Origin of the sequence: Kosakonia sp. N21 (assembly GCF_050587465.1) — a bacterium.
Taxonomy (GTDB): Bacteria; Pseudomonadota; Gammaproteobacteria; order Enterobacterales; family Enterobacteriaceae.
Genome location: NZ_JBOBHR010000001.1, coordinates 627,106 through 651,049, shown reverse-complemented (window position 1 = coordinate 651,049; position 23,944 = coordinate 627,106). Strand labels below are relative to the sequence as shown.

The following is a 23,944-nucleotide window of genomic DNA, read 5'->3' as shown; positions in this document are numbered from 1 at the left end:
CGTTTTAACCTTCCAGCTTGCAGCTATTACAGGGCAGATTTTTGCCAATCAGATATCGGTAGCAAGCCGCACCGCCGCAGGCGCCAATAATTGGCGCAACAATCGGAACGATAAAGTACGGGATCTCACGCCCGCCGGTGAATGCCACTTCTCCCCAACCGGCGAAAAAGACAAACAGTTTTGGCCCGAAGTCACGCGCCGGGTTCATCGCAAACCCGGTGAGCGGCCCCATGGACGCACCGATCACCGCCACCAGCACGCCAATGAGCAACGGCGCTAACGGCCCACGCGGTACGCCGTTGCCGTCATCGGTCAACGCCATGATCACGCACATCAGAATCGAGGTGATGATGACTTCCACCAGCCCCGCCTGCCAGACGTTCAGCGCCGCGGCGGGATAGGTGGTAAACAACGCCGCCAGTTGCAGGCTTTCAATGCTGCCCCGCACCAGCTGGTGCGCAGCCTCATACTCGAGAAACAGATTGCGGTACAACAGATAAGCCACTGCCGCGCCGCCAAACGCCCCGGCGATTTGCGCCACGCAGTAAGGCAGCACTTTGCGCCCCGGAAAACAGGCAAACAACCACAGCGCGATGGTGATCGCCGGGTTGAGATGCGCCCCCGAAATCCCGGCGGTCAGGTATACCGCCAGCGAAATGCCCAGGCCCCAGATAATGCAGATCTCCCACAATCCCAGCGTCGCGCCGGCGACCTTCATGGCGCAGAGGCAGCCGATCCCGAAAAACAAAAACAGCCCGGTGCCTAAAAACTCGGCGATGCATTGCGCCTTTAGCGAATCATTCATTATGTCACCTTCCAGGTAGAGTCAGACCTCACCAGCACCCCTGAAGCTGGCGGCAGAGTACAACGCCGCTCACTATAGAAATCCGCGCATGAAAAGTGTTGGCAACCTCAGGCGTAAAACCCCAAAAAAGTCGTGTCGCGATAACACTATTTTGCTCTCGCCATTTCTTTATTATCACTATTCCCGCGCATGCCAATACCGCTATTTATGGAAAACAAATAACAAATTATTGTTATTTTCCCTGCGCTGATTTACAGCCTTGCTCACAGAATCTTTCCGCACGCGCAAATAACACACCCTATTTATTTTTGTCACGCTGAAAAGTGTAAACCTGACGGAGCAATAGCAATATTTTACTATTCAATAAAATATAAAATAATCAACAATTTCAATGGTATGAATTTTATCCAGACAATTTATTCACCTGATATCGCCAGGAAGTTTTTAACGTATTTTCAAGAGAGCCATTCTTTTTCCTCGCTTATTTGTATAGTCCGACCATCAGGGCAACCTTACCGAGGTTTTTATGCAACAAGAAGCATTAGGAATGGTGGAAACCAAAGGCTTAACCGCAGCAATTGAAGCGGCGGACGCCATGGTGAAATCGGCCAATGTCGTGTTAATAGGCTACGAAAAAATAGGCTCCGGCCTGGTGACCGTTATTGTTCGCGGCGATGTTGGCGCCGTAAAAGCCGCAACCGATGCAGGTGCCGCAGCCGCCGCACAGGTGGGTGAAGTGAAAGCCGTACACGTTATCCCGCGCCCGCACACTGACGTTGAAAAAATCTTACCGAAAGGAATGAGCCAATGAGCAGCAATGAACTGGTGGAACAGATCATGGCTCAGGTGGTAGCGCGCGTATCGGCTCCCCAGGCTTCCCCCACTGCAACCCACACCAAACGAGAGACGGCTATGGCAGAAAAAAGCTGCAGTTTAACGGAGTTTGTCGGCACGGCGATTGGCGACACCGTTGGCCTGGTGATCGCCAACGTAGACAGCGCCCTGCTCGACGCAATGAAGCTGGAAAAACGCTTTCGCTCCATCGGCATTTTAGGGGCACGTACCGGCGCAGGCCCGCACATTATGGCGGCGGATGAAGCAGTCAAAGCCACCAATACCGAAGTGGTCAGCATTGAACTCCCGCGCGATACCAAAGGCGGCGCGGGTCACGGTTCGCTGATCCTGTTCGGCGGCAACGATGTCTCCGACGTAAAACGCGCGATTGAAGTGGCGCTGAAAGAGCTGGACCGCACCTTTGGCGACGTCTACGCCAACGAGGCCGGGCATATCGAGTTGCAATATACCGCCCGCGCCAGCTACGCGCTGGAAAAAGCCTTCGGCGCCCCGGTGGGCCGCTCCTGCGGGGTGATTGTCGGCGCGCCCGCATCGGTTGGCGTACTGATGGCGGATACCGCCTTGAAGTCCGCCAATGTGGAAGTGGTGGCGTACAGCTCGCCGGCAAAAGGCACCAGCTTCAGTAACGAGGCGATCCTGATCATCTCCGGCGACTCCGGCGCAGTGCGCCAGGCGGTGATTTCCGCCCGCGAAATCGGCAAAACCGTGCTCGGCACGCTCGGCGCAGAGCCGAAAAACGACCGCCCGTCCTACATCTGATAACAGAGAGGCTGTTTCATGAGATCGAAACGATTTGAAGCGCTGGCGAAACGCCCTGTTAACCAGGACGGCTTTGTGAAGGAGTGGATTGAAGAAGGCTTTATCGCTATGGAAAGCCCGAACGATCCCAAACCTTCCATCCGCATCGTCAACGGTGTGGTCACCGAGCTTGATGGCAAGTCCGCCAGCCAGTTCGACCTGATTGATCACTTCATCGCCCGCTATGGCATCAATCTGGATCGCGCCGAAGAAGTGATGGCGATGGATTCAGTCAAACTCGCCAATATGCTGTGCGATCCCAACATCAAGCGCAGCGCGATTGTGCCGCTGACCACGGCAATGACCCCGGCGAAAATTGTCGAGGTGATGTCGCACATGAACGTGGTGGAAATGATGATGGCGATGCAGAAAATGCGCGCCCGTCGCACACCGTCGCAGCAGGCACACGTCACCAACGTGAAAGACAACCCGGTGCAGATTGCCGCCGATGCCGCCGAAGGGGCGTGGCGCGGGTTTGACGAGCAGGAGACCACCGTTGCCGTTGCGCGTTATGCACCGTTTAACGCCATCGCTTTACTGGTGGGTTCCCAGGTGGGTCGCCCCGGTGTGTTAACCCAGTGTTCGCTGGAGGAAGCCACCGAGCTGAAGCTTGGCATGCTGGGTCACACCTGTTACGCAGAGACCATCTCGGTGTACGGCACCGAACCGGTCTTCACCGACGGTGACGATACCCCGTGGTCCAAAGGTTTCCTCGCTTCCTCATACGCCTCGCGCGGGTTGAAAATGCGCTTTACCTCCGGTTCCGGCTCCGAAGTGCAGATGGGCTACGCCGAAGGCAAATCGATGCTCTACCTCGAAGCACGCTGTATTTACATCACCAAAGCGGCAGGCGTTCAGGGGCTGCAAAATGGCTCGGTCAGCTGTATCGGCGTGCCGTCAGCGGTGCCGTCCGGTATCCGTGCCGTACTGGCGGAAAACCTGATCTGCTCCTCGCTGGATCTCGAATGCGCCTCCAGTAACGACCAGACCTTCACCCACTCCGATATGCGGCGTACCGCACGTTTGCTGATGCAATTCCTGCCCGGTACCGACTTTATTTCGTCCGGTTATTCCGCCGTGCCGAACTACGACAACATGTTCGCCGGCTCCAACGAAGATGCGGAAGACTTTGATGATTACAACGTCTTACAACGCGATTTGAAAGTTGACGGTGGCCTGCGCCCGGTGCGCGAAGAGGACGTGATCGCCATCCGTAATAAAGCTGCCCGCGCGTTACAAGCCGTCTTTGCCGGAATGGGCTTGCCTCCTATCACCGATGAAGAGGTGGAAGCCGCGACCTATGCCCACGGTTCAAAAGATATGCCGGAACGCAACATCGTCGAAGACATCAAGTTTGCGCAGGAGATCATCAACAAAAACCGTAACGGGCTGGAAGTGGTGAAAGCGCTGGCGCAGGGCGGCTTTAACGATGTGGCGCAGGACATGCTCAACATTCAGAAAGCCAAGCTGACCGGGGATTACCTGCACACCTCCGCCATCATCGTTGGCGACGGCCAGGTGCTGTCGGCCGTCAATGACGTCAATGATTATGCCGGTCCGGCAACAGGCTATCGCCTGCAGGGCGAACGCTGGGAAGAGATTAAAAACATCCCGGCCGCCATCGATCCGAATGAACTGGGTTAAGGGGTGAAGCATGGAAATCAATGAAAAGCTGCTGCGTCAGATTATTGAAGACGTGCTGGCAGAGATGAAAATCGGCGACAAAACCGTGTCGTTCAGCGCCCCTACTCCAGGCGCATCGGCGGCGACTGCCTCTGCGGACGGCGGCTTTCTGACCGAAATCGGCGAGGCCAAACCCGGTACGCAGCAGGATGAAGTGATCATCGCCGTCGGTCCGGCTTTTGGCCTGTCGCAGACGGTAAACATCGTCGGCTTACCGCACAAAAGCATTCTGCGCGAAGTGATTGCCGGCATCGAAGAGGAAGGCGTGAAAGCCAGGGTGATCCGCTGCTTTAAATCGTCGGACGTGGCGTTTGTCGCCGTTGAAGGCAACCGTCTGAGCGGTTCCGGAATTTCAGTCGGCATCCAGTCGAAAGGCACAACGGTTATCCACCAGCAAGGATTACCGCCCCTCTCAAACCTGGAGCTGTTCCCGCAGGCCCCGCTGCTGACGCTGGAAACTTACCGGCAGATAGGCAAAAACGCCGCGCGTTACGCCAAGCGCGAATCGCCGCAGCCGGTACCGACGCTCAATGACCAGATGGCGCGCCCGAAGTATCAGGCGAAGTCGGCCATTTTGCACATCAAAGAAACCAAATACGTCGTAACGGGCAAAAACCCGCAAGAGCTGCGCGTTGCGCTTTAAAAGGACAACACCATGAATACAGAGGCCATTGAATCGATGGTTCGTGATGTGCTTAGCCGGATGAACAGCCTGCAAGGCGCAGCGCCGAACGTGGCAGCCCCCGTCTCCGGAGGGAGCCAGCATCAGGCAAAAGTGACCGATTATCCGCTGGCGAATAAGCACCCGGAATGGGTGAAAACCGCCACCCGCAAAACGCTGGATGAACTGACGCTGGAAAACGTACTGAGCGGCAAAATCACCGCCCAGGATATGCGCATCACCCCGGAAACCCTGCGTATCCAGGCGGCTATCGCCCGCGATGCCGGGCGCGACAGGCTGGCGATGAACTTTGAACGCGCCGCTGAACTGACCGCCGTACCGGACGATCGCATTCTTGAGATTTACAACGCGTTGCGCCCTTACCGCTCAAGCAAACAGGAACTGCTGGACATCGCAGAAGACCTGGAAAGCCACTACAACGCGACGATCTGCGCAGCGTTTGTCCGTGAAGCCGCCGCGTTATATGTCGAGCGTAAAAAACTCAAAGGCGATGACTAACCGCAAGGGTGATGTATGCGTTATATAGCTGGCATTGATATTGGCAACGCCTCCACCGAAGTCGCACTCGCCCGGCTGGACGACCACGGCGCGCTGACCGTGGTGAGTAGCGCACTGGCGGAAACCACCGGCATCAAAGGTACGCTGCGCAACGTATTCGGCATTCAGGAAGCGGTGCAACGCGCAGTGGCGGCGGCCGGTCTCACGGTCAGCGATATTTCGCTTATTCGCATCAATGAAGCCACGCCGGTCATCGGTGATGTGGCGATGGAGACCATTACCGAAACCATCATCACCGAATCCACGATGATTGGTCATAACCCTAAAACGCCGGGCGGCATCGGTCTCGGCGTCGGGCTGACCATCACACCGGAAGAGCTGCTCTCCCGACCGGCGGAGCAGCCCTACATCCTGGTGGTTTCCGCCGCCTTCGATTTTGCCGACGTGGCGCGCATGGTCAATGCGGCTTCCCATGCGGGATACCGCATCAACGGCGTGATATTGCAGCGTGACGATGGCGTACTGGTGAATAACCGTCTCGACAAGCCGGTACCGATTGTCGACGAAGTCCGCTATATCGACCGCATTCCGCTCGGCATGCTGGCGGCCATCGAAGTGGCGATGCCGGGCAAAGTGATTGAAAGTCTCTCCAACCCTTACGGTATTGCCACCGTATTTTCGCTCAGCGCGGAAGAGACCAAAAACATTGTGCCGGTGGCCCGCGCATTGATTGGCAACCGCTCCGCCGTGGTGGTGAAAACCCCCTCCGGGGACGTGAAGGCGCGTTCGATTCCTGCCGGGAACATCGAACTGGTGACCCACGGCCGCACCGTGCGGGTGGATGTCGCCGCCGGGGCCGACGCGATCATGAAAGCGGTCGATGCCTGCCCCCGGCTGGACAACGTCACCGGGGAAGCCGGCACCAATATCGGCGGCATGCTGGAGCATGTGCGCCAGACCATGGCGGAACTGACCAACAAACCGAGCAGCGATGTCTACATCCAGGATCTGCTGGCCGTGGACACCGCCGTGCCGGTGAGCGTCACGGGCGGGCTGGCAGGTGAATTCTCGCTGGAGCAGGCGGTGGGTATTGCCTCGATGGTGAAATCAGATCGCTTACAGATGGCGATGATTGCGCAGGATATCGAGCAAAAACTGCATATCGACGTGCAGGTGGGCGGTGCTGAAGCAGAAGCCGCCATTCTGGGCGCGCTGACCACGCCGGGCACCACCAAACCGCTGGCGATCCTTGACCTCGGCGCAGGTTCCACCGATGCCTCAATCATTAACGCACAGGGCGACATTGTCGCCACGCATCTGGCAGGCGCCGGGGATATGGTCACCATGATCATTGCCCGTGAGCTGGGACTGGAGGATCGCTATCTGGCGGAAGAGATCAAAAAGTATCCCCTCGCCAAGGTCGAAAGCTTGTTCCACCTGCGCCATGAAGACGGCAACGTGCAGTTCTTCCCCACCCCACTGCCGCCGGAGGTGTTTGCCCGGGTTTGCGTCGTGAAACCCGACGAGCTGGTACCGCTGCCCGGCGATCTGTCGCTGGAAAAAGTCAGACTGACCCGCCGCAGCGCCAAGGAGCGCGTGTTCGTCACCAACGCCCTGCGCGCCCTGCGTCAGGTCAGCCCGACCGGCAATATCCGTGACATCCCGTTTGTGGTGCTGGTGGGTGGCTCCGCGCTGGATTTTGAAGTCCCGCAACTGGTGACCGATGCGCTCGCCCACTACCGACTGGTAGCGGGACGGGGAAACATTCGCGGCGTGGAAGGCCCACGCAATGCGGTCGCCACAGGCCTGATCCTCTCCTGGCATAAGGAGTCCCGCAATGCACGCTGAACAAAACAGCCCGGCCATTGTGATTCACGCCCATGGCGACTGCCAGACGCTGTGGCAGGAAGTGCTGTGGGGCATTGAAGAAGAGGGGATCCCGTGGCGCTGGCAACCCGCAACGGATGGCGACGTGGTGAACAGCGCATGGCAGGCGGCAAACCAGTCGGCACTGCTGGTGGGCATTGCCTGCGACAGCCAAACGTTGGTGATCCATTACCGCAATTTACCCGCATCCAGCGCGCTTTTTACGCTGATGCAACACGAAGAAAACCCGGCGCAGCGGCGTGCAGGCAGCAATGCCGCCCGGCTGGTGAAAGGGATACCGTTCCGGTAACCACCTTATCCATCTACAGGAGAATCGCAGTATGAACAACGCATTGGGACTGGTTGAAACAAAAGGCCTGGTGGGCGCAATCGAAGCCGCCGATGCCATGGTGAAGTCGGCGAACGTGCAGCTCGTGGGTTACGAAAAAATCGGCTCCGGGCTGGTTACCGTGATGGTGCGCGGGGATGTCGGTGCGGTGAAAGCCGCCGTTGACGCGGGCGCAGCCGCCGCCAGCGCCGTGGGGGAAGTGAAGTCCTGTCATGTGATCCCGCGCCCGCACAGCGACGTCGAAGCCATTTTGCCGAAATCCGCCTGACGGACGGAAGGAGTACAGCGTGAAGCAATCACTGGGTTTACTTGAAGTTAGCGGCCTGGCGCTGGCCATCAATTGCGCGGATGCCATGGCGAAAGCCGCATCCATCACGCTGTTGGGCCTGGAAAAAACCAACGGCTCAGGCTGGACGGTTATCAACATTGCCGGTGACGTGGCCTCGGTTCAATCGGCCATTGCCACCGGTGCCAGCCTGGCCGAAACGCAGGGCGGCCTGGTGGCGCAAAAAGTGATTGCGCGCCCGGCAAACGGCATTTTCCCGACCCGGCCCCGGTCAGAAGTGACCAACACGGCATCCGCGCAGACGGTGCAGGAGGCCCCCGTTACCGCAGAGCCTCTTGCTGCGGCTGAGGCTACGCAAGCACGGGTGACCTGCAATCTCTGCCTTGACCCGGCCTGTCCACGACAAAAAGGGGAGCCGCGCACACTCTGCATTCACAGCGGTCAGCGAGGTGAATAACGATGGATAAGCAGTTAGTCAAACAGGTGGTTACCCGGGTGCTGGATGAGATGCGTATGCGCCCCATTCCGTTGGGTATCTCGAACCGGCACATCCATCTCTCGCAGCAGGACTATGACCGCCTGTTTCCCGGTATGCCGGTAACAGAGAAAAAAGCCCTGTTGCAGCCGGGGCAGTTTGCCGCAGAACAGACGGTGACGCTGGCAGGCCCGAAAGGCCAGTTACACAACGTCCGGTTGCTCGGGCCGCTGCGCAGCGTCAGCCAGGTGGAAATCTCACGTACCGATGCGCGCACGCTCGGCATCACCGCGCCGCTGCGCATGTCCGGCAATCTCAGCGGAACGCCTGGCGTGAAACTGATTAGCCCGTGGGCGGAAATCGATCTGGACAGCGGGCTGATTGTCGCCCTGCGCCATATTCATATGTCGCCGCTGGATGCGCTGGTATTGCGCGTTGCCCACGGCGATACGGTCAGCGTGGTGATTGAGGGTAGCGGGCGGCGCACCCTTTTTGACGACGTGGCGGTGCGTGTTGCGCCGGATATGCGCCTCGAAATGCATATCGACACCGATGAAGCCAATGCCGCAGGCGCAGACGATCCGCACGCTGTTGCACACCTGGCGCCACGCCCATGACCGACGCGCAGATGCAACAGATAGTCGAGCTGATTGTGGCGCGATTGCAGGAGCGCTGCGGTCATACCGCCGTGCTCAGTCAGGAGCAGTTGCGCCACGCATCCGCACTCCGGCTGTTTTTGCACCATGACAGGCTACAGGTCGAATGCACGGATTTGCCCTTTCTCCGCCAGTTAGCGGAAGGCGACCGGGACAACACCGCCGTGGCGAACCTGTTTGAAGCCCTGTCGCTCGGCATGCCGGTTTGCGTCTCTCTGCCGTGCCGTTCGCTGGCGTATTTACCACTGCGGGCGCTGGCGCGCCTGCCCTGCCAGTGGCGCGATGAGCAGGGAAACGCCGTGATGTTGCATCTGAACAACGTACTCAGTTACCGGGATATCCGGGGGCTGCGCAACGGATGGCTGGTCACCGCGCGTAAGACCGTGATCACGGCGCTGGCCCGCGAGGCGGCGCTGTCGCAACACCTACAACTGGTTAAACAGGAGTAAATCATGCATCTCGCACGCGTAACAGGTTCGGTGGTGTCAACACAAAAATCCCCGTCGCTGGTGGGGAAAAAGCTGCTGCTGGTGCGCCGGGTCACGCTTGATGGCGAATTGCCGGTCAACCCACTGCAAGGTGATGAGGTGGCGGTGGATTCCGTTGGCGCGGGCGTGGGTGAACTGGTGTTGCTGAGCAGCGGCTCCAGCGCACGGCACGTTTTCAGCGGCCCGAACGAAGCCATCGATTTAGCGGTGGTGGGCATTGTCGACACGCTGGCGCGTTAAGGAGCGGAGATGGCGATTTACACCCGAACAGGCGATGCCGGAACAACCTCGCTGTTCAGTGGGCAACGGGTCAGCAAGACCCACCCACGCGTGGAAGCTTACGGCACGCTGGATGAACTGAACGCGGCGCTCAGTCTGTGCGTCTGCGCCGTGCAGTCCGACGCACTGAAGCCCTTTCTCGAAGGCGTGCAACAGCAACTGTTCTGGTTCAGTGCGGAACTGGCGAGCGAAAACGAAACACCCACGCCGTCGCAGCGTTACATCAGCACGGCGGAGATCGACGCGCTGGAACAGGCCATCGACCAGGCGATGGCACAGGTGGATGCGGTGCACGGTTTTGTTCTTCCCGGTCGCTGCGAACCCGCCGCGCGGCTGCATCTGGCCCGTACGCTTGCCCGCCGTGCCGAGCGCCGACTGGTGGAACTGGCCGGACAGGTCAACGTCCGTCAGGTGCTGTTGCGTTACATCAACCGTCTTTCCGACTGTTTATACGCGCTGGCGCGGCTGGAGGATCACCTCGCCCACCAGCAACAGATTATTACCGAGGTGGCAACCCGTTACCGCGCCGCCACCCGCACGACGACGGAGCCGACGCGCATGTCTCTCTCTTTTCATGAACTGCACCAGCTTGTCCGGGCGGCGATGACGCGTGCCAGTGCCCTTGGCGTGCCGGTGGTGATAAGCGTTGTTGATGCCCACGGCATCGGCATGCTGACCTGGCGCATGCCGGAAACGCTGCTGGTGAGCAGCACTCTGGCGCCGAAAAAAGCGTGGACCGCAGTGGCCATGAAAACCGCCACCCATCAGCTTTCAGACGCGGTGCAACCGGGCAGCGCGCTGTATGGCCTCGAAGCCCAGATGGCAGGCAACGTCGTGACCTTTGGCGGCGGGTTCCCGCTGTGGCGCGACGGCAACATTATTGGTGGTCTTGGTATCAGCGGCGGTTCCGTTGAACAGGACATGGATATTGCTCAGGCCGCACTGGCGGCGATTCACATGGGAAACGATCAATGAATACGTCAGAACTGGAAACCCTTATTCGCACCATTCTGAGCGAACAGCTTGAACCCACCCAGGCCAAAAACAGCGGTGATAAGGGCATTTTCGCCACACCGGACCAGGCCATTGAGGCGGCGCACCAGGCCTACCTGCGGTATCAGCAGTGCCCGTTAAAAACCCGCAGCGCCATTATCAGCAGCCTTCGTGAGGAGCTGGCCCCTCATCTGGCGCAGCTTGCTGAAGAGAGCGCGAGCGAAACCGGCATGGGCAATAAAGAAGACAAGTTTCTGAAAAACAGAGCCGCACTGGAAAACACCCCAGGCATTGAGGATCTCACCACCACCGCCCTGACCGGCGACGGCGGCATGGTGCTGTTCGAATACTCCCCGTTTGGCGTTATTGGCTCGGTTGCGCCGAGCACCAACCCCACGGAGACCATTATCAATAACAGCATCAGCATGCTGGCCGCGGGCAACACCGTCTACTTTAGCCCACACCCTGGCGCGAAGAATGTCTCACTGAAGCTTATCCGCATGATTGAAGAGATTGCCTTTCGCAGCACCGGCATTCGTAACCTGGTGGTGACGGTCGCCGAACCGACGTTTGAAGCCACGCAGCAAATGATGGCGCACCCGAAAATTGCCCTGCTGGCGATTACCGGCGGGCCGGGCATTGTGATGATGGGGCTGAAAAGCGGCAAAAAAGTGATTGGCGCGGGGGCCGGGAACCCACCCTGCATCGTTGATGAAACCGCCGATCTGGTTAAAGCCGCGGAAGACATCATCAACGGCGCTGCGTTTGACTACAACCTGCCCTGTATTGCCGAAAAAAGCCTGATCGTGGTTGACAGCGTGGCCGACAAACTGCTGCAACAAATGCAGGCGTTTGGCGCGCTGCGCATCACCGGCAGCGATATCGACACGCTGCGCGCGGTGTGCGTGATTGACGGTGCAGCGAACAAAAAGCTGGTCGGCAAAAGCCCGTCCGCCCTCTTACAGGCGGCCGGGTTGAGCGTGCCGCCTAAAGCGCCACGGCTGCTGATAGCCGAAGTGAACGGAAACGATCCGCTGGTCACCGCCGAACAACTGATGCCGCTTCTGCCGGTAGTGCGGGTCGCGGATTTCGACGCCGCGCTGGCACTGGCGCTGGAGGTGGAGGAAGGCCTGCACCATACGGCGGTGATGCATTCACAAAACGTGTCGCGGCTTAATCTTGCCGCCCGCCGCCTGCAAACCTCCATTTTTGTGAAAAATGGCCCGTCTTACGCCGGAATAGGCGTAGGCGGTGAAGGCTTTACCACCTTTACCATCGCCACCCCAACCGGGGAAGGCACGACCTCAGCGAAGAGTTTTGCCCGCTCGCGCCGTTGCGTGCTGACCAACGGCTTTTCGATTCGCTAAGCGGAGTCATGATGAACAGATTTTCGCTACAGACACGCCTCTACAGCGGCGCGGGAAGCTTGCAGGTGTTACAGCGCTTTCGCCACAAGCACATCTGGGTGATTTGCGATGGTTTTCTCGCGCACTCGCCGCTGCTCGCGATGCTGCGCGACGCCATTCCGCAGGATAATCAGATTAGCGTATTCAGCGATATCACCCCGGATCCGACCATTGCCACCGTGGTGGCCGGTATCGCGCATATGCAGGACTTAAAGCCTCAGGTGGTGATTGGCTTTGGCGGCGGCTCCGCGCTGGATGCCGCCAAAGCGATTGTCTGGTTCAGCAAAAAGTCGGATATCAACATTGAAACCTGCGTGGCGATCCCCACCACCAGCGGCACCGGTTCGGAAGTCACCAGCGCCTGCGTGATCAGCGATCCGGGCAAGGGCATCAAGTATCCGCTCTTCGATAACGCGCTCTACCCGGACATCGCCATTCTCGACCCGGCGCTGGTGGTCAGCGTGCCGCCCGCGATTACCGCCAATACCGGGATGGATGTATTAACCCACGCGCTGGAAGCCTGCGTATCGCCACAGGCCAGTGATTTCACCGACGCGCTGGCGGAAAAGGCTGCGCAGCTGGTGTTTCAGTATCTGCCGGTTGCGGTGCGAAAAGGCGACTGCCTGGCCACACGCGGCAAAATGCACAATGCCGCCACCCTTGCCGGTATGGCATTCAGCCAGGCAGGGCTGGGGATTAACCACGCGATTGCCCACCAGCTTGGCGGTCAGTTTCATCTGCCGCACGGGCTGGCAAACGCCCTGTTGCTGAGCGCGGTGATCCGCTTCAACGCCGCGGACGCCCGCGCCGCTAAACGCTATGCCCGTCTCGCCAAAGCCTGTCACTTCTGCCCACCCGGCGCCAATGAAATGGTCGCGGTGAACGCCCTGATCCGCCAGACAGAACAGCTTAAACAACAGTGCGGGCTACCAACTTTGAGCAGCGCGCTGGGCGCTAACGCAGCCAACTGGCGTGCGCGGATCCCGGCGATGGTGCAGGCCGCGCTGGCGGATGCCACCATGAAGACCACGCCACGCCCGGCAACCGCTGACGATGTGCGGGAGTTACTGGAGGAATTACTGTGAGCGACGCCGCGATCCTTGCCCACCCGTGGGGAGAAATGACACCCGCGACACCTGAGATGATCCGCCAGCGCGTGCGCGATGCGGGCGTCGTAGGCGCGGGCGGCGCGGGGTTCCCTACCTGGGTAAAACTGCAGGCGCAGGTGGAGATCTTTCTGGTCAATGCTGCGGAATGCGAACCGATGTTAAAAGTCGACCAGCAACTGATGCCGCAACAGGCTGCCCGTCTGGTGCGCGGCATGCTCTACGCGATGCAGGCGACGGGCGCGCGCGAAGGCATTATCGCGCTGAAAGAGAAGTACCAGGCCGCCGTTCACACCCTGACGCCGTTGCTGCCGCCGCAGGTACGGCTGCATATCCTGCCGGATGTCTACCCGGCGGGTGACGAGGTGATCACTATCTGGCTGGCGACCGGGCGTCGGGTCCCACCCACTGCGCTACCGGTCAGCGTTGGCGTGGTGGTGAACAATGTGCAGACGGTACTGAACATCGCCCGTGCGGTAGAACAGCGATACCCGGTGACCCGCCGGACACTCACCGTGAATGGTGCGGTGCGTTATCCGCTTACCGTTACCGTGCCGCTCGGCATGTCGCTGCGCGAAGTGCTGGCGCTGGCGGGCGGTACAACCGTCGACGAGCCGGGCTTTATCAATGGTGGGCCGATGATGGGCGCGCTGTTGCCGGACCTGGACCAACCGGTGAGCAAAACCACCGGCGGCCTGCTGGTGCTGCCGCGATCGCACCCGTTAATTCAGCGGCGCATGCAGGATGACCGCACGGTGCTCGCCCTGGCCCGCACGGTGTGCGAGCAGTGCCGATTGTGCACGGATTTGTGCCCGCGGCATCTGATTGGTCATGAACTGTCGCCCCACTTGCTGGTACGCGCGGTGAATTACCAGAGCGTCGCCACCCCGCAAACCGTACTCAGCGCCCTCACCTGTTCGGAGTGCAACGTCTGTGAAAGCGTTGCCTGCCCGGTGGGCATTTCGCCCATGCGCGTTAACCGTCTGCTGAAAGCAGAGTTGCGCCAGCATGGCGCGCGTTATGAAGGCCCGCTGCGCGAAGCCGATGAGATGGCGCGTTATCGCCTGATCCCGGTGAAACGGCTGATCGGCAAGCTGGCGTTGAACGCGTGGTATCAGGACGCACCGTTAAAAACTTACGACGCCCAACCAGCCCGGGTGGTTCTGCCGCTGCGCCAGCACATCGGCGCACCCGCAACCCCCTGCGTACGAAAAGGCGAAACCGTAACCCGTGGACAGTGTATTGCCAGCCTCCCAGAGGACGCACTCGGCGCCCCTATCCACGCCAGTATCGACGGCACTGTCGCGTCTGTGACGGAACAGGCCATAACCTTAGTTCGGGGATAAGCATGTCGCAGGCAATTGGAATTTTAGAACTGACCAGCATCGCAAAAGGGATGGAACTGGGGGATGTGATGCTCAAAAGCGCCAATGTGAGCTTACTGGTCAGCAAGACGTTATGCCCGGGCAAGTTTCTGCTGATGATTGGCGGTGATGTTGGCGCTGTTCAGCAGGCTATTGCCGCGGGCGACAGCAAAGCCGGTGAGATGTTGGTGGACAGCATCGTACTGCCCAATATTCACGCCAGCATCCTGCCCGCTATCAGCGGCCTTAACCCGGTGGAACAGCGCCAGGCGGTGGGCGTTGTCGAGACATGGAGCGTTGCCGCCTGCATCAGTGCAGCCGATCGCGCGGTGAAGGCTGCGAACGTGACGCTGGTGCGCGTGCATATGGCGTTCGGTATTGGCGGTAAATGTTACATGGTGGTCAGCGGGGATATTTCTGATGTGGAGAATGCGGTCACCGTGGCCAGCGACAGCGCCGGTGAGAAAGGATTACTGGTCTACCGTGCCGTGATCCCGCGTCCGCATGAAGCGATGTGGCGACAGATTGTGGAGGGCTAATGGAGACACAACACACCACTGAACGCATGATCCAGGAGTATGTGCCCGGCAAGCAGGTAACGCTGGCGCATCTTATCGCCAATCCTGGAAAGGCGCTGTATCAGAAACTGGGGCTGAGCGAAGCCGCTTCCGCCATTGGCATTCTGACCATTACCCCCAGCGAAGCGTCGATCATTGCCTGCGATATCGCCACCAAATCCGGGGCGGTCGAGATCGGTTTTATCGATCGCTTTACCGGAGCCGTGGTGCTGACCGGCGATGTCTCCGCCGTGGAATATGCGCTACGCCAGGTCACCCGCACCCTCGGCGAAATGCTCCATTTTACCGCCTGCCCGGTGACCCGGACCTGACGCCATGAAACGGATGATGCTGATTGGCCCCAGCCAGTGCGGGAAAACCTCGCTGACCCAGCGCCTGCGCGGTGAAGCGATGGATTATCAGAAAACCCAGGCGATCGTCTGGTTGCCGGAGGCCATTGATACCCCCGGCGAATATCTTGAAAACCGCTGCTTGTACAGCGCGCTGCTGACCAGCGCCTGCGAGGCGGAGGTGATTGCGCTGGTGCTGAATGCCAACGCCCCCTGGTGCCCCTTCTCACCAGGTTTCACGCTGCCGATGAACCGGCCAACGGTCGGTATTGTCACCAAAGCCGACGTGGCGAGCGACGCGCAAATCGCTCGCGCCCGTGAGTGGTTGCGGCAATCCGGCGCTCAGCAGCTTTTTATCACCAGCGCACTAACCGGAAGCGGTATTGACGAGGTGGTCGCTTTTCTTCAACACCAGGAGTCCTCATGTCACGCACCATAATGGCGATTAACGCCGGTAGCTCTTCGCTTAAGTTTCAGCTTCTTACCCTGCCTGCTGGTACCGTGCTGTGCCAGGGGTTAATTGAACGTATTGGCCTGAACGACGCGGTGTTTACCCTCAAACAAGGTGAACAGAAGTTGCAGGAAACCCGCGCCATTGCCGATCACCAGCAGGCAGCGACCCTGTTGCTGGAGGCGCTACTCGCGCACCGTATTATCCCGTCGCTGGAGGCCATCGACGGCGTGGGCCACCGCGTGGCGCACGGGGGCGAAACCTTTAAAGACTCGGTGCTGATCACCGATGCGGCGCTGGCTGAAATCGAACGACTGGCCGAACTTGCCCCGCTGCACAACCCGGTCAATGCCGCCGGTATCCGTATTTTCCGCGCGGTGCTGCCTCACACCCCGGCGGTCGCCGTGTTCGATACCGCGTTTCATCAGACGCTGGATCAAGGCGCATTTATCTACCCGTTGCCGTGGCGCTACTACCAGGAGTTGGGGATCCGCCGTTACGGTTTTCATGGCACCAGCCATAAATATGTCAGCCAGTTGCTGGCGGAGAAGCTCGGCGTACCGCTCAGCGCGCTGCGGGTGGTCTCCTGCCATCTGGGCAACGGCAGCAGTCTGTGCGCCATTAAAGGCGGGCGCTCGGTCAATACGTCGATGGGTTTTACGCCGCAATCCGGGGTGATGATGGGCACCCGCAGCGGTGATATCGATCCGTCAATTTTACCGTGGGTCGCGCAGCGGGAAGGCAAAACGCCGCAGCAACTCAACACGCTGCTGAATAACGAATCCGGCCTGCTTGGCGTCTCCGGCGTATCGCATGATTATCGCGATGTGGAGCAGGCAGCAAAAGAAGGCAACCCGCGTGCAGAACTGGCATTAACCCTGTTTGCCGGGCGCATTCGCGCCACCATCGGCAGCTACATCATGCAACTTGGCGGGATTGACGCGCTGCTGTTTACCGGCGGTATCGGTGAAAACTCCGCCCGCGCCAGAGAGGCAATTTGCCGTGACCTGCACTTCCTTGGTCTGGAGCTGGATGACGGGAAAAACCAGCGTAACGCGACCTTTATTCAGGCGGATAATGCGCTGGTCAAAGTGGCGGTGATCAACACCAATGAAGAGCTGATGATTGCCCGCGATGTGATGCGAATTGGGCTTTCTCAGGCGGCGGAGGTATCGGTATGAGCGGCAAAGTCTGGCTGGTGGGCGCCGGGCCTGGCGATCCGGGACTGATGACGGTGAAGGGGCTTGCCTGCCTGCGCGAGGCACAAGCCGTGGTTTATGACCGGCTGGTCAACCCGGTGTTGCTGGAAGAAGCGCCACCGCACTGCGAGTTCCACGATGTGGGAAAAGAGGCCAACTGCCACCCGATTCCACAGCCACAAATTAACCAGATCCTGATTGATTGCGCACGCCGGGGTCTGAAGGTGGTGCGTCTGAAAGGCGGCGATCCTTTTGTTTTCGGTCGCGGCAGCGAAGAAGCGCAGGCGCTGCGGGAAGCCGGTTTCGATTGCGAAGTGGTTCCTGGCGTGACCTCGGCTATCGGCGGGCTTGCCGCCGCGGGCATTCCGGTGACGCACCGCGATTATGCTTCCAGTTTTCACGTGGTGACCGGGCATCTGCGCGACGGTAAAGCGCCGCAACAGTGGCATACACTGGCGCAGGTACCGGGAACACTGGTGGTGCTGATGGGCATGGCGCAATTGCGGGAGATTGCCAGCGCGTTGATCGCCGGCGGAAAACCGGCCGACACGCCTGCCGCCGTAGTAATGCATGCCAGCACGCCGTTACAACAGGTGGTCAGTGCGCCGCTGGGGCAACTGGCGGATGCCAGTGAAGCGGCCGGATGCCACGCACCGGCGTTGATTGTGGTGGGGGAAGTGGTGTCGCTGCGGGAAATTCTGGCGTTCGCCGGGCCAAAGTGACACTATCCGGGCTTTCGATTTAAAGGAGCAGCGCCGTGGCGCAGGCACAATGTCCCGCATCCTGCGGTGAACTTATCCAGGGCTGGATCCTGGGCAGCGAAAAACTGGTGTCCTGCCCGGTGGACTGGTACAGCAGCGTGGAGGTCACCTCCGGCGCACCGCTGGCGGATGAGCGCCCGCTGACCCGTGCCATGATTCGGCTGCTGCTTGATCACTGGCAGTTACCGGCAAGCCTGACACACGCGTTGCGCATTGACTGCCGCTCCACCATTCCTGTCGCCAAAGGCATGGCCAGCAGTACCGCCGACATTGCCGCCACCGCCGTTGCTGCCGCCCGCCACCTTGAGCAACCGCTGAATGAGCCGACGCTGGCGAAACTGTGCGTGGCGCTGGAGCCTACCGACAGCACCCTCTTTTCCGCGCTAACGTTATTCGACCATAATGACGCAGAAACGCACATTGCCTGCAATGGCCTGCCGCAGACGGAAGTGTTGGTGCTGGAAAGCCCGTTGACGCTGACCACGGCGGATTATCATCGTCTCCCGCGCCAGCAGATTTTGCAGGATAACGCCAGGGCGCTGGATCTGGCGTGGCAAAAATTACAGCAGGCGTGCGATCGCAACGACCCTTCGCTGCTCGGCGAGGCCACCACGCTCAGCGCCATTGCCAGCCAGGCATTATTGCCGAAACCGGCGTTCAACACGCTGCTGGAGGTGGTCGAGCGCTACGGGTTGTACGGTCTGAATGTCGCCCACAGCGGCAGCGTGGTCGGACTGTTGCTCGACAGTGCAAGGCACGATGTGGATGCGGTTCGGGAGGGGTTAAAAACCCTGAAATTGCTGGCGCACTGGCCGCAAAATCATCTGCTGAAAATGGTTGCCGGGGGGATCAGGCAGGACGGTGAGAGGCGAACCTCTCACCGCTGAAGGGATTATTCCACTTTGGCGTCAACCGGCTTCAGTTCGCCCATGGATTTGAGCTTTTTGGAGATGTCGCGACGTTCTTTCGACAGCTCGGCGTTTTTGATGATGTAGTCATCAACGCGATCTTCGTAGTCGGTCTTCATGCTGGCAATGATGCCCTGGATGGCTTCAACGCTCATGCCCGGCTTGATGTAGTCGCTGAGGTTGTCCAGCAGCAGTACGCGCTTCTGGTTATCACGGATCTTCTTCTCAACGTCCTGAATTTCGCGTTGCAGTTTATTCTTGCGGCGGAACAGACGCACAAACTCCAGAACATCCTGGAATGAAGGCTTACTCGTTTCCATTTTTACACCCCTGATTATGTGAGATTCGGATTCGTTAAAGCAACGGCATGGAGGCAAACCTAACCCAAAGCCGTTGCATCTGACAATGATTTTTCCTTTTCCCTATCATAACCTCAAATGTAGCTGAATCGAAACAACCTGACAGCGGCAAGCGGTTATCTGCCGCTTATTTACGCAACGCCCGACAGATCAAATGCGACAATAATTCCAGTTGGCGCGCCAGCTCCATGCTCAACCAGACATAGCCGTGGATAGACGTTTCCGCGACAGCGTCCCCCTGGTGCTCACCACTTAATTGCCGCAGCTCGGCGACGATCTCATTCAGTTTTTCCGTATTCGCCAGCACCGGTTGCGGGTTGCCTTCATACAACGCATGGGCGATGGTCAGCAGCGTCTGCTGGGTCATCTGTTGCGTTTCCCGTAATGTGTTGGCGTTAATCATCACGAAATGGCTGGCGCGGGAGCTCCAGTGCGCATTAATTTGCAGCTCCAGCATGCACACCATATTGCGGCTGACGGTCTGGATAGCTTCGAAAATCGCTTTCTGAATGTGCGTCTCTTTGCAGGCCGGGGTTATCAGGCCGCGCATTTTTACGACGTCGCTGAGAATTTTTTGCAGATGTTTTTCCAGCCGCGGGCGCTCCACCAGGTTGCGGGAAAACCCGGCCTGGTAGACGCGGTTAAACGCGGTGACAAACCCCGCCATCTGGATGCGCCAGTGCAAAAACGCGCGCTGCGGCCAGATACCGGTAAACAGCATGGCCAGCAGTGAACCGATGATCACATCGCCGCTGCGCCAGAGTGCCGTGTGCATATCCCCGGCTGGTGCACCCACCACCACCGACAGCGTAATGCCAATCAACAAGGCCTGATACGGTTTTTTACCCAGCGCCAGCCAGCCGCAGAGAAACATCGCCGCCGCGCACCATAGCAGCATCAGCGGCAAAGAAATCAGTTCCAGCTTGAGCGCAATCAGCCCCAATGCCGCGCCAAAGATAGTCCCGCCGATGCGCTCAAAGGCACGCGGAACCACGTTGCCCCAAAAGGAGATCGGCCCCATCAGCACCACCAGCGTAATGAGCGGCCAGGTCCCTTCCGGTACGCTCAATAGCCGGATTATCAGAAACGTCAGGATAAACGCCAGCGTCACGCGCGCACCGTGTACGATGCGATAGTGGCGGTAGAGACGAATTTCAAACGGGCTAAGTGATTTGTCGCGACGCACAGCCGCTCTCCACATTCAAACGACGAAGGCGCAATTGTAGCGATATTTCTGTGGCGGAAGTCACTTTTTAAAACAAAAAAGAGGCGGGCAAACGCGCGCGACCGCCTCTTTTTCACCGCATGACCGCTTAAAGTACTTTCGGTTCCACCGGGATATGCATGTCGATGTCCCAGTAACCGTCGCTTTGCCCGTCGTTCTGGTAGACTTCAAAACAGGGACCGGCGGCAATCTGCAACGACTGGTCGCTCAGCAACTCATCGAAAAACAGATCCCAGCACTGTTCAAACTCTTCGTTGTAAACGCGGGCATGGGCGACTGCATACTGCCCACCAGGTATTTCAGTGGTGATCACCCCTTCGCTGTTAGCCGGAACCTGGAACGCACTGTCGACAGTAATGGCCACGTCGCAGCGCAGTTTTTCCGGCGGCACTTCGTCCGGGTTATCGTAATAGACGCACACCCACTCCAGCGGCTGGATCTGATTATTTTCCACCCACATCAACAACTGTTGAAAACCCTGCTTAACCTTTTCATCCCACGGCCCCACCAGATGGAAACCGGCGATACGGCGTTTTTCAAGCTGATTAACGTTGTAGCCCATGCTGCCCCCCCTACGATTACTGTTTAGACATACAGTATAGCTACTCCGTAGAGGAGTGCCACGCAGGCCAGTTCAATTATGCGAGCAGACTCGCACCCTCGCCACTCTGCCCGCGCGTCGTCAGGATTTATGGTGCAGGTAATCGCTTAAACGGGAGAACCAGCCGCCTTTGCCGACGCTATCCAGCGTCACCAGCGGCCAGTGAGCCACCACCTGATCACGGTCGTAAAGCTGGATCTCCCCCACCCGCTGATGCGCCGCCAGCGGAGCGTCCAGCTCTTTCTTGTCCAGTACGTATTTGGCTTTGATGTTCGCCAGTTCCGCTTTCGGTAGCACCATCCAGAAATCCTGATCGGTACCGACATCCACCTGCTCTTTATCGCCGTACCAGACCCGTTCGCTGCCCACTTTTTTGCCATTACGCAGCACTTCGACAGTGTCGAAATTTTGCTGGCCCCAGTGCAACAGCTTGCGCGCCTGATCTTCGCGGCCTTTCGGGCTATCGGCGCCCATGATCACCGCAATCAAACGGCGCTCGCCGTCGGTGCTGGAGGCAATCAGGTTAAACCCCGCGCCGGAGGTATGCCCGGTCTTCAGACCGTCAACATTCAGCGTCTTATCCCACAGCAGACCATTACGGTTTTGCTGCGTGATGCCGTTCCAGGTCAGGCTTTTTTCACTGTACATATGATAAAAATCCGGCTCACCGTGAATGATGGCGCGAGAAAGCACCGCCAGATCGTAGGCCGAACTGTGCTGGCCTGGGGCGTCCAGCCCGTGTACGGTTTCAAAGTGGGTGTCGCGCAGATTCAGTTTCTGCACGTAGTCATTCATCATGGTGACAAACTGCGGCTGCCCACCCGCAACATGATCCGCCAGCGCCACACAGGCATCGTTGCCGGAATCCACAATCAGACCACGGCTCAGGTCGCGCACCGTCAGGCGGTCACCGGGTTTCAGGAACATCAAAGAAGATCCGTCAAACACCGGGTTGCCTTTCGCCCAGGCATCATGGCCCACGGTGACAACATCGTCAGCGCTGATGCGGTGGCTATCAATCGCCCGGTCCACCACGTAGCCGGTCATCAGTTTGGTCAGACTCGCCGGGTTACGCTGCTGATGTTCATTGCCCGCCGTTAAGATTTGCCCGGTGGTGTAGTCCATCAATACCCAGGAACCGGCCTGAATCGCCGGAGGCTGCGGGGCAAAAGGTAAGTCGTCGGCCAGGGCGCTGTTAACACAGACCGCCAGCAAAGAAGCAGCAAACAAACGGCGTTTCAATGAAATATCCTCATAAGCATCTAAAATCGCCGTTCTTTTTACGGAACTTCGTGTGTCGTTACCTGCTTAAATTGCAATAAAATGTGACACACATCAGATTTAAGCCCCTGTTTTTGCGAAGCTGCACGGGATCTGCGCGGGTTTTTCTTCGGCACACTGCGCGGGATGGTTTACCATAGACGGCATATTTACTGACAGGATGAGCTTCTGGTGTCTGATTCCACCGCAACACCCACTTTTCTCTTTCACGATTACGAAACGTTCGGCACCAGCCCGGCGCTGGATCGTCCGGCGCAGTTCGCCGCCATCCGCACCGATGCGGATTTCAACATTATCGGCGAGCCGGAGGTGTTCTACTGTAAACCCGCCGACGACTATCTGCCGCAGCCGGAAGCGGTATTGATAACCGGTATCACTCCGCAGACAGCCCGCGCCAGAGGCGACAATGAAGCCGCTTTTGCCAAACGTATTCATGACCTGTTTACCGTGCCGAAAACCTGCGTGCTCGGTTACAACAATGTGCGCTTTGACGATGAGGTCACGCGCAACATTTTCTATCGCAACTTCTACGATCCCTATGCGTGGAGCTGGCAGAACAACAACTCGCGCTGGGACTTGCTGGATGTGATGCGCGCCTGCTATGCGCTGCGCCCGGACGGCATTGTCTGGCCGGAAAATGAGGATGGCCTGCCGAGCTTCCGCCTTGAACATCTGACCAAAGCCAACGGCATTGAACACAGCAATGCGCATGATGCGATGGCCGACGTCTATGCCACCATTGCCATGGCGCAGCTGGTCAAAGCGAAACAGCCTAAGTTATTCGATTATCTGTTCAGCCACCGCAACAAGCAGAAGCTGGCGGCGCTGGTTGATGTGCCGCAAATGAAGCCGCTGGTGCATGTCTCTGGCATGTTTGGCGCGTGGCGCGGCAATACCAGTTGGGTTGCGCCGCTGGCCTGGCACCCGGAAAACCGTAATGCGGTGATCATGGTCGACCTGGCGGGCGATATGTCGCCACTGCTGGAGCTGGATGCCGACGCGCTGCGCGAACGGCTCTACACGCCGAAAGCCGGGCTGGGCGATAACGCCGCCGTGCCGGTGAAACTGGTGCATCTGAACAAGTGCCCTGTTCTGGCGCAGGCCAATACGTTGCGTCCACAGGATGCGGAACGGCTGGGCATCAATCGCCAGCAGTGTCTCGATAATCTACAACTCTTGCGTGATAACCCGCAGGTGCGGGAAAAAGTGGTGGCGATTTTCGCCGAGGCCGAACCTTTTACGCCTTCAGAAAACGTTGATGCGCAGATCTACAACGGCTTTTTCAGCGACGCCGATCGCGCGGCAATGAAAATTCTGCTGGAAACCGATCCGCGCAATCTGCCCGCGCTGGATATCACCTTCGCCGATAACCGCATTGAGAAGCTGCTGTTTAACTACCGTGCGCGTAATTTCCCTGGCACGCTGGATGAAAACGAGCAGCAGCGCTGGCTTCAGCACCGGCGCAATGTCTTTACCCCTGAGTACCTGCAACAGTACGCCGACCAGCTACAGGCGCTGTTCCAGCAGCACGATGGCGACAGCGAAAAACAGGCGCTGCTGAAAGCGCTGTGGCAATACGCCGAAGAGATCGTGTGAGGCTATTCTCCTGACAGACAGGCATAAAAAAACCGGAGGCATGACCTCCGGTTTTTATGTGCAACAG

28 protein-coding genes are annotated in these 23,944 nt (G+C 58.7%); 23 read left to right on the top strand and 5 right to left on the bottom strand.

What is annotated here, in order from left to right; all coding sequences use genetic code 11:
- Positions 1–4: 4 nt before the first annotated feature.
- Entirely contained in the window at positions 5–805 is an 801-nt protein-coding gene (gene pduF, locus ACQ3G7_RS02935) for a propanediol diffusion facilitator PduF (RefSeq protein WP_430888763.1), read from the bottom strand.
- A gap of 526 nt (positions 806–1,331) precedes the next feature.
- Here pduF and pduA point away from each other — a divergent pair.
- From pduA to ACQ3G7_RS02825, 22 genes are read left to right on the top strand one after another with little or no spacing between them, the layout of a single operon-like run.
- A complete protein-coding gene (pduA, locus tag ACQ3G7_RS02930; protein ID WP_430888762.1) occupies positions 1,332–1,616 on the top strand; it encodes a propanediol utilization microcompartment protein PduA in 285 nt (94 codons plus the stop codon).
- On the top strand, positions 1,613–2,419 hold the full coding sequence (gene pduB / locus ACQ3G7_RS02925; RefSeq protein ID WP_263100254.1) for a propanediol utilization microcompartment protein PduB: 807 nt from the start codon (positions 1,613–1,615) through the stop codon (positions 2,417–2,419). Before pduA ends, pduB begins: the two co-directional genes overlap by 4 nt.
- Positions 2,420–2,437: 18 nt before the next feature.
- The gene (gene pduC, locus ACQ3G7_RS02920; protein ID WP_263100253.1) at positions 2,438–4,102 is read left to right on the top strand and encodes a propanediol dehydratase large subunit PduC; all 1,665 of its coding nucleotides are present in this window, start codon (positions 2,438–2,440) and stop codon (positions 4,100–4,102) included.
- Between the two features lie 10 nt (positions 4,103–4,112).
- The gene (locus tag ACQ3G7_RS02915; RefSeq protein ID WP_430888761.1) at positions 4,113–4,784 is read left to right on the top strand and encodes a propanediol/glycerol family dehydratase medium subunit; all 672 of its coding nucleotides are present in this window, start codon (positions 4,113–4,115) and stop codon (positions 4,782–4,784) included.
- A 12-nt stretch (positions 4,785–4,796) separates the two neighbouring features.
- Positions 4,797–5,321: a propanediol dehydratase small subunit PduE gene (gene pduE, locus ACQ3G7_RS02910; protein WP_430888760.1), complete on the top strand. Its 525-nt coding sequence runs from the start codon at positions 4,797–4,799 to the stop codon at positions 5,319–5,321.
- 15 nt (positions 5,322–5,336) lie between these two features.
- A complete protein-coding gene (locus ACQ3G7_RS02905; RefSeq protein WP_263100250.1) occupies positions 5,337–7,169 on the top strand; it encodes a diol dehydratase reactivase subunit alpha in 1,833 nt (610 codons plus the stop codon).
- Positions 7,159–7,497 (top strand): glycerol dehydratase reactivase beta/small subunit family protein, encoded by a 339-nt coding sequence (locus tag ACQ3G7_RS02900; protein WP_430888759.1) that lies wholly within the window; start codon positions 7,159–7,161, stop codon positions 7,495–7,497. The genes ACQ3G7_RS02905 and ACQ3G7_RS02900 overlap by 11 nt, the downstream gene beginning before the upstream one ends.
- Positions 7,498–7,528: 31 nt before the next feature.
- Entirely contained in the window at positions 7,529–7,804 is a 276-nt protein-coding gene (gene pduJ, locus ACQ3G7_RS02895) for a propanediol utilization microcompartment protein PduJ (RefSeq protein ID WP_041851911.1), read from the top strand.
- A 19-nt stretch (positions 7,805–7,823) separates the two neighbouring features.
- Positions 7,824–8,279 (top strand): BMC domain-containing protein, encoded by a 456-nt coding sequence (locus ACQ3G7_RS02890; protein WP_430888758.1) that lies wholly within the window; start codon positions 7,824–7,826, stop codon positions 8,277–8,279.
- A 2-nt stretch (positions 8,280–8,281) separates the two neighbouring features.
- Positions 8,282–8,914, top strand: coding sequence for a phosphate propanoyltransferase (locus tag ACQ3G7_RS02885; RefSeq protein WP_430888757.1), 633 nt, complete (start codon positions 8,282–8,284; stop codon positions 8,912–8,914).
- The gene (gene pduM, locus ACQ3G7_RS02880) at positions 8,911–9,402 is read left to right on the top strand and encodes a microcompartment protein PduM (protein WP_430888756.1); all 492 of its coding nucleotides are present in this window, start codon (positions 8,911–8,913) and stop codon (positions 9,400–9,402) included. Before ACQ3G7_RS02885 ends, pduM begins: the two co-directional genes overlap by 4 nt.
- A gap of 3 nt (positions 9,403–9,405) precedes the next feature.
- A complete protein-coding gene (locus tag ACQ3G7_RS02875; protein ID WP_263100244.1) occupies positions 9,406–9,681 on the top strand; it encodes a EutN/CcmL family microcompartment protein in 276 nt (91 codons plus the stop codon).
- 9 nt (positions 9,682–9,690) lie between these two features.
- Positions 9,691–10,695: a two-domain cob(I)yrinic acid a,c-diamide adenosyltransferase PduO gene (gene pduO, locus ACQ3G7_RS02870; protein WP_430888755.1), complete on the top strand. Its 1,005-nt coding sequence runs from the start codon at positions 9,691–9,693 to the stop codon at positions 10,693–10,695.
- Complete coding sequence (pduP, locus tag ACQ3G7_RS02865; RefSeq protein ID WP_430888754.1) at positions 10,692–12,080, top strand: CoA-acylating propionaldehyde dehydrogenase PduP; 1,389 nt, start codon at positions 10,692–10,694, stop codon at positions 12,078–12,080. The genes pduO and pduP overlap by 4 nt, the downstream gene beginning before the upstream one ends.
- A gap of 11 nt (positions 12,081–12,091) precedes the next feature.
- Positions 12,092–13,204, top strand: coding sequence for a 1-propanol dehydrogenase PduQ (locus ACQ3G7_RS02860; RefSeq protein ID WP_430888897.1), 1,113 nt, complete (start codon positions 12,092–12,094; stop codon positions 13,202–13,204).
- Positions 13,205–13,239: 35 nt separating this feature from the next.
- On the top strand, positions 13,240–14,571 hold the full coding sequence (locus tag ACQ3G7_RS02855; RefSeq protein ID WP_430888896.1) for a 4Fe-4S dicluster domain-containing protein: 1,332 nt from the start codon (positions 13,240–13,242) through the stop codon (positions 14,569–14,571).
- A 2-nt stretch (positions 14,572–14,573) separates the two neighbouring features.
- Positions 14,574–15,128 carry a propanediol utilization microcompartment protein PduT gene (gene pduT / locus ACQ3G7_RS02850; RefSeq protein WP_430888753.1) on the top strand — a complete coding sequence of 185 codons (555 nt, stop codon included), beginning with the start codon at positions 14,574–14,576 and terminating at the stop codon, positions 15,126–15,128.
- Positions 15,128–15,478, top strand: coding sequence for a propanediol utilization microcompartment protein PduU (gene pduU / locus ACQ3G7_RS02845; protein WP_430888752.1), 351 nt, complete (start codon positions 15,128–15,130; stop codon positions 15,476–15,478). Before pduT ends, pduU begins: the two co-directional genes overlap by 1 nt.
- 4 nt (positions 15,479–15,482) lie before the next feature.
- The gene (gene pduV, locus ACQ3G7_RS02840; RefSeq protein WP_430888751.1) at positions 15,483–15,935 is read left to right on the top strand and encodes a propanediol utilization protein PduV; all 453 of its coding nucleotides are present in this window, start codon (positions 15,483–15,485) and stop codon (positions 15,933–15,935) included.
- On the top strand, positions 15,920–17,128 hold the full coding sequence (locus ACQ3G7_RS02835; RefSeq protein WP_430888750.1) for an acetate/propionate family kinase: 1,209 nt from the start codon (positions 15,920–15,922) through the stop codon (positions 17,126–17,128). Before pduV ends, ACQ3G7_RS02835 begins: the two co-directional genes overlap by 16 nt.
- A complete protein-coding gene (gene cobA / locus ACQ3G7_RS02830) occupies positions 17,125–17,868 on the top strand; it encodes a uroporphyrinogen-III C-methyltransferase (RefSeq protein WP_263100237.1) in 744 nt (247 codons plus the stop codon). The genes ACQ3G7_RS02835 and cobA overlap by 4 nt, the downstream gene beginning before the upstream one ends.
- A gap of 35 nt (positions 17,869–17,903) precedes the next feature.
- Positions 17,904–18,794: an L-threonine kinase gene (locus ACQ3G7_RS02825; protein WP_430888749.1), complete on the top strand. Its 891-nt coding sequence runs from the start codon at positions 17,904–17,906 to the stop codon at positions 18,792–18,794.
- Positions 18,795–18,799: 5 nt separating this feature from the next.
- Here the strand turns inward: ACQ3G7_RS02825 and ACQ3G7_RS02820 are convergent, their stop codons facing one another.
- The 4 genes from ACQ3G7_RS02820 to dacD all read right to left on the bottom strand — a co-directional run bounded on the left by ACQ3G7_RS02820 (position 18,800) and on the right by dacD (position 22,242).
- Positions 18,800–19,135, bottom strand: a complete 336-nt coding sequence (locus tag ACQ3G7_RS02820; protein WP_263100235.1) for a DUF496 family protein — start codon at positions 19,133–19,135, stop codon at positions 18,800–18,802.
- Positions 19,136–19,301: 166 nt separating this feature from the next.
- A complete protein-coding gene (locus ACQ3G7_RS02815) occupies positions 19,302–20,360 on the bottom strand; it encodes an FUSC family protein (protein ID WP_263100234.1) in 1,059 nt (352 codons plus the stop codon).
- Positions 20,361–20,487: 127 nt separating this feature from the next.
- Positions 20,488–20,961: a DNA gyrase inhibitor SbmC gene (gene sbmC / locus ACQ3G7_RS02810; RefSeq protein WP_430888748.1), complete on the bottom strand. Its 474-nt coding sequence runs from the start codon at positions 20,959–20,961 to the stop codon at positions 20,488–20,490.
- A 120-nt stretch (positions 20,962–21,081) separates the two neighbouring features.
- A complete protein-coding gene (dacD, locus tag ACQ3G7_RS02805; RefSeq protein ID WP_430888747.1) occupies positions 21,082–22,242 on the bottom strand; it encodes a serine-type D-Ala-D-Ala carboxypeptidase DacD in 1,161 nt (386 codons plus the stop codon).
- A gap of 210 nt (positions 22,243–22,452) precedes the next feature.
- Here dacD and sbcB point away from each other — a divergent pair, with 210 nt between their 5' ends.
- On the top strand, positions 22,453–23,877 hold the full coding sequence (gene sbcB, locus ACQ3G7_RS02800) for an exodeoxyribonuclease I (RefSeq protein WP_430888746.1): 1,425 nt from the start codon (positions 22,453–22,455) through the stop codon (positions 23,875–23,877).
- Positions 23,878–23,944 lie beyond the last annotated feature (67 nt).

Excerpts from the sequence above, each read along its gene's own strand:
- pduF (WP_430888763.1), bottom strand. The coding sequence starts at position 805 with ATGAATGATTCGCTAAAGGCGCAATGCATCGCCGAGTTTTTAGGCACC.
- pduA (WP_430888762.1), top strand. The coding sequence starts at position 1,332 with ATGCAACAAGAAGCATTAGGAATGGTGGAAACCAAAGGCTTAACCGCA.
- pduB (WP_263100254.1), top strand. The coding sequence starts at position 1,613 with ATGAGCAGCAATGAACTGGTGGAACAGATCATGGCTCAGGTGGTAGCG.
- pduC (WP_263100253.1), top strand. The coding sequence starts at position 2,438 with ATGAGATCGAAACGATTTGAAGCGCTGGCGAAACGCCCTGTTAACCAG.
- ACQ3G7_RS02915 (WP_430888761.1), top strand. The coding sequence starts at position 4,113 with ATGGAAATCAATGAAAAGCTGCTGCGTCAGATTATTGAAGACGTGCTG.
- pduE (WP_430888760.1), top strand. The coding sequence starts at position 4,797 with ATGAATACAGAGGCCATTGAATCGATGGTTCGTGATGTGCTTAGCCGG.
- ACQ3G7_RS02905 (WP_263100250.1), top strand. The coding sequence starts at position 5,337 with ATGCGTTATATAGCTGGCATTGATATTGGCAACGCCTCCACCGAAGTC.
- ACQ3G7_RS02900 (WP_430888759.1), top strand. The coding sequence starts at position 7,159 with ATGCACGCTGAACAAAACAGCCCGGCCATTGTGATTCACGCCCATGGC.
- pduJ (WP_041851911.1), top strand. The coding sequence starts at position 7,529 with ATGAACAACGCATTGGGACTGGTTGAAACAAAAGGCCTGGTGGGCGCA.
- ACQ3G7_RS02885 (WP_430888757.1), top strand. The coding sequence starts at position 8,282 with ATGGATAAGCAGTTAGTCAAACAGGTGGTTACCCGGGTGCTGGATGAG.
- pduM (WP_430888756.1), top strand. The coding sequence starts at position 8,911 with ATGACCGACGCGCAGATGCAACAGATAGTCGAGCTGATTGTGGCGCGA.
- ACQ3G7_RS02875 (WP_263100244.1), top strand. The coding sequence starts at position 9,406 with ATGCATCTCGCACGCGTAACAGGTTCGGTGGTGTCAACACAAAAATCC.
- pduO (WP_430888755.1), top strand. The coding sequence starts at position 9,691 with ATGGCGATTTACACCCGAACAGGCGATGCCGGAACAACCTCGCTGTTC.
- pduP (WP_430888754.1), top strand. The coding sequence starts at position 10,692 with ATGAATACGTCAGAACTGGAAACCCTTATTCGCACCATTCTGAGCGAA.
- ACQ3G7_RS02860 (WP_430888897.1), top strand. The coding sequence starts at position 12,092 with ATGAACAGATTTTCGCTACAGACACGCCTCTACAGCGGCGCGGGAAGC.
- ACQ3G7_RS02855 (WP_430888896.1), top strand. The coding sequence starts at position 13,240 with ATGACACCCGCGACACCTGAGATGATCCGCCAGCGCGTGCGCGATGCG.
- pduT (WP_430888753.1), top strand. The coding sequence starts at position 14,574 with ATGTCGCAGGCAATTGGAATTTTAGAACTGACCAGCATCGCAAAAGGG.
- pduU (WP_430888752.1), top strand. The coding sequence starts at position 15,128 with ATGGAGACACAACACACCACTGAACGCATGATCCAGGAGTATGTGCCC.
- pduV (WP_430888751.1), top strand. The coding sequence starts at position 15,483 with ATGAAACGGATGATGCTGATTGGCCCCAGCCAGTGCGGGAAAACCTCG.
- ACQ3G7_RS02835 (WP_430888750.1), top strand. The coding sequence starts at position 15,920 with ATGTCACGCACCATAATGGCGATTAACGCCGGTAGCTCTTCGCTTAAG.
- cobA (WP_263100237.1), top strand. The coding sequence starts at position 17,125 with ATGAGCGGCAAAGTCTGGCTGGTGGGCGCCGGGCCTGGCGATCCGGGA.
- ACQ3G7_RS02820 (WP_263100235.1), bottom strand. The coding sequence starts at position 19,135 with ATGGAAACGAGTAAGCCTTCATTCCAGGATGTTCTGGAGTTTGTGCGT.
- sbmC (WP_430888748.1), bottom strand. The coding sequence starts at position 20,961 with ATGGGCTACAACGTTAATCAGCTTGAAAAACGCCGTATCGCCGGTTTC.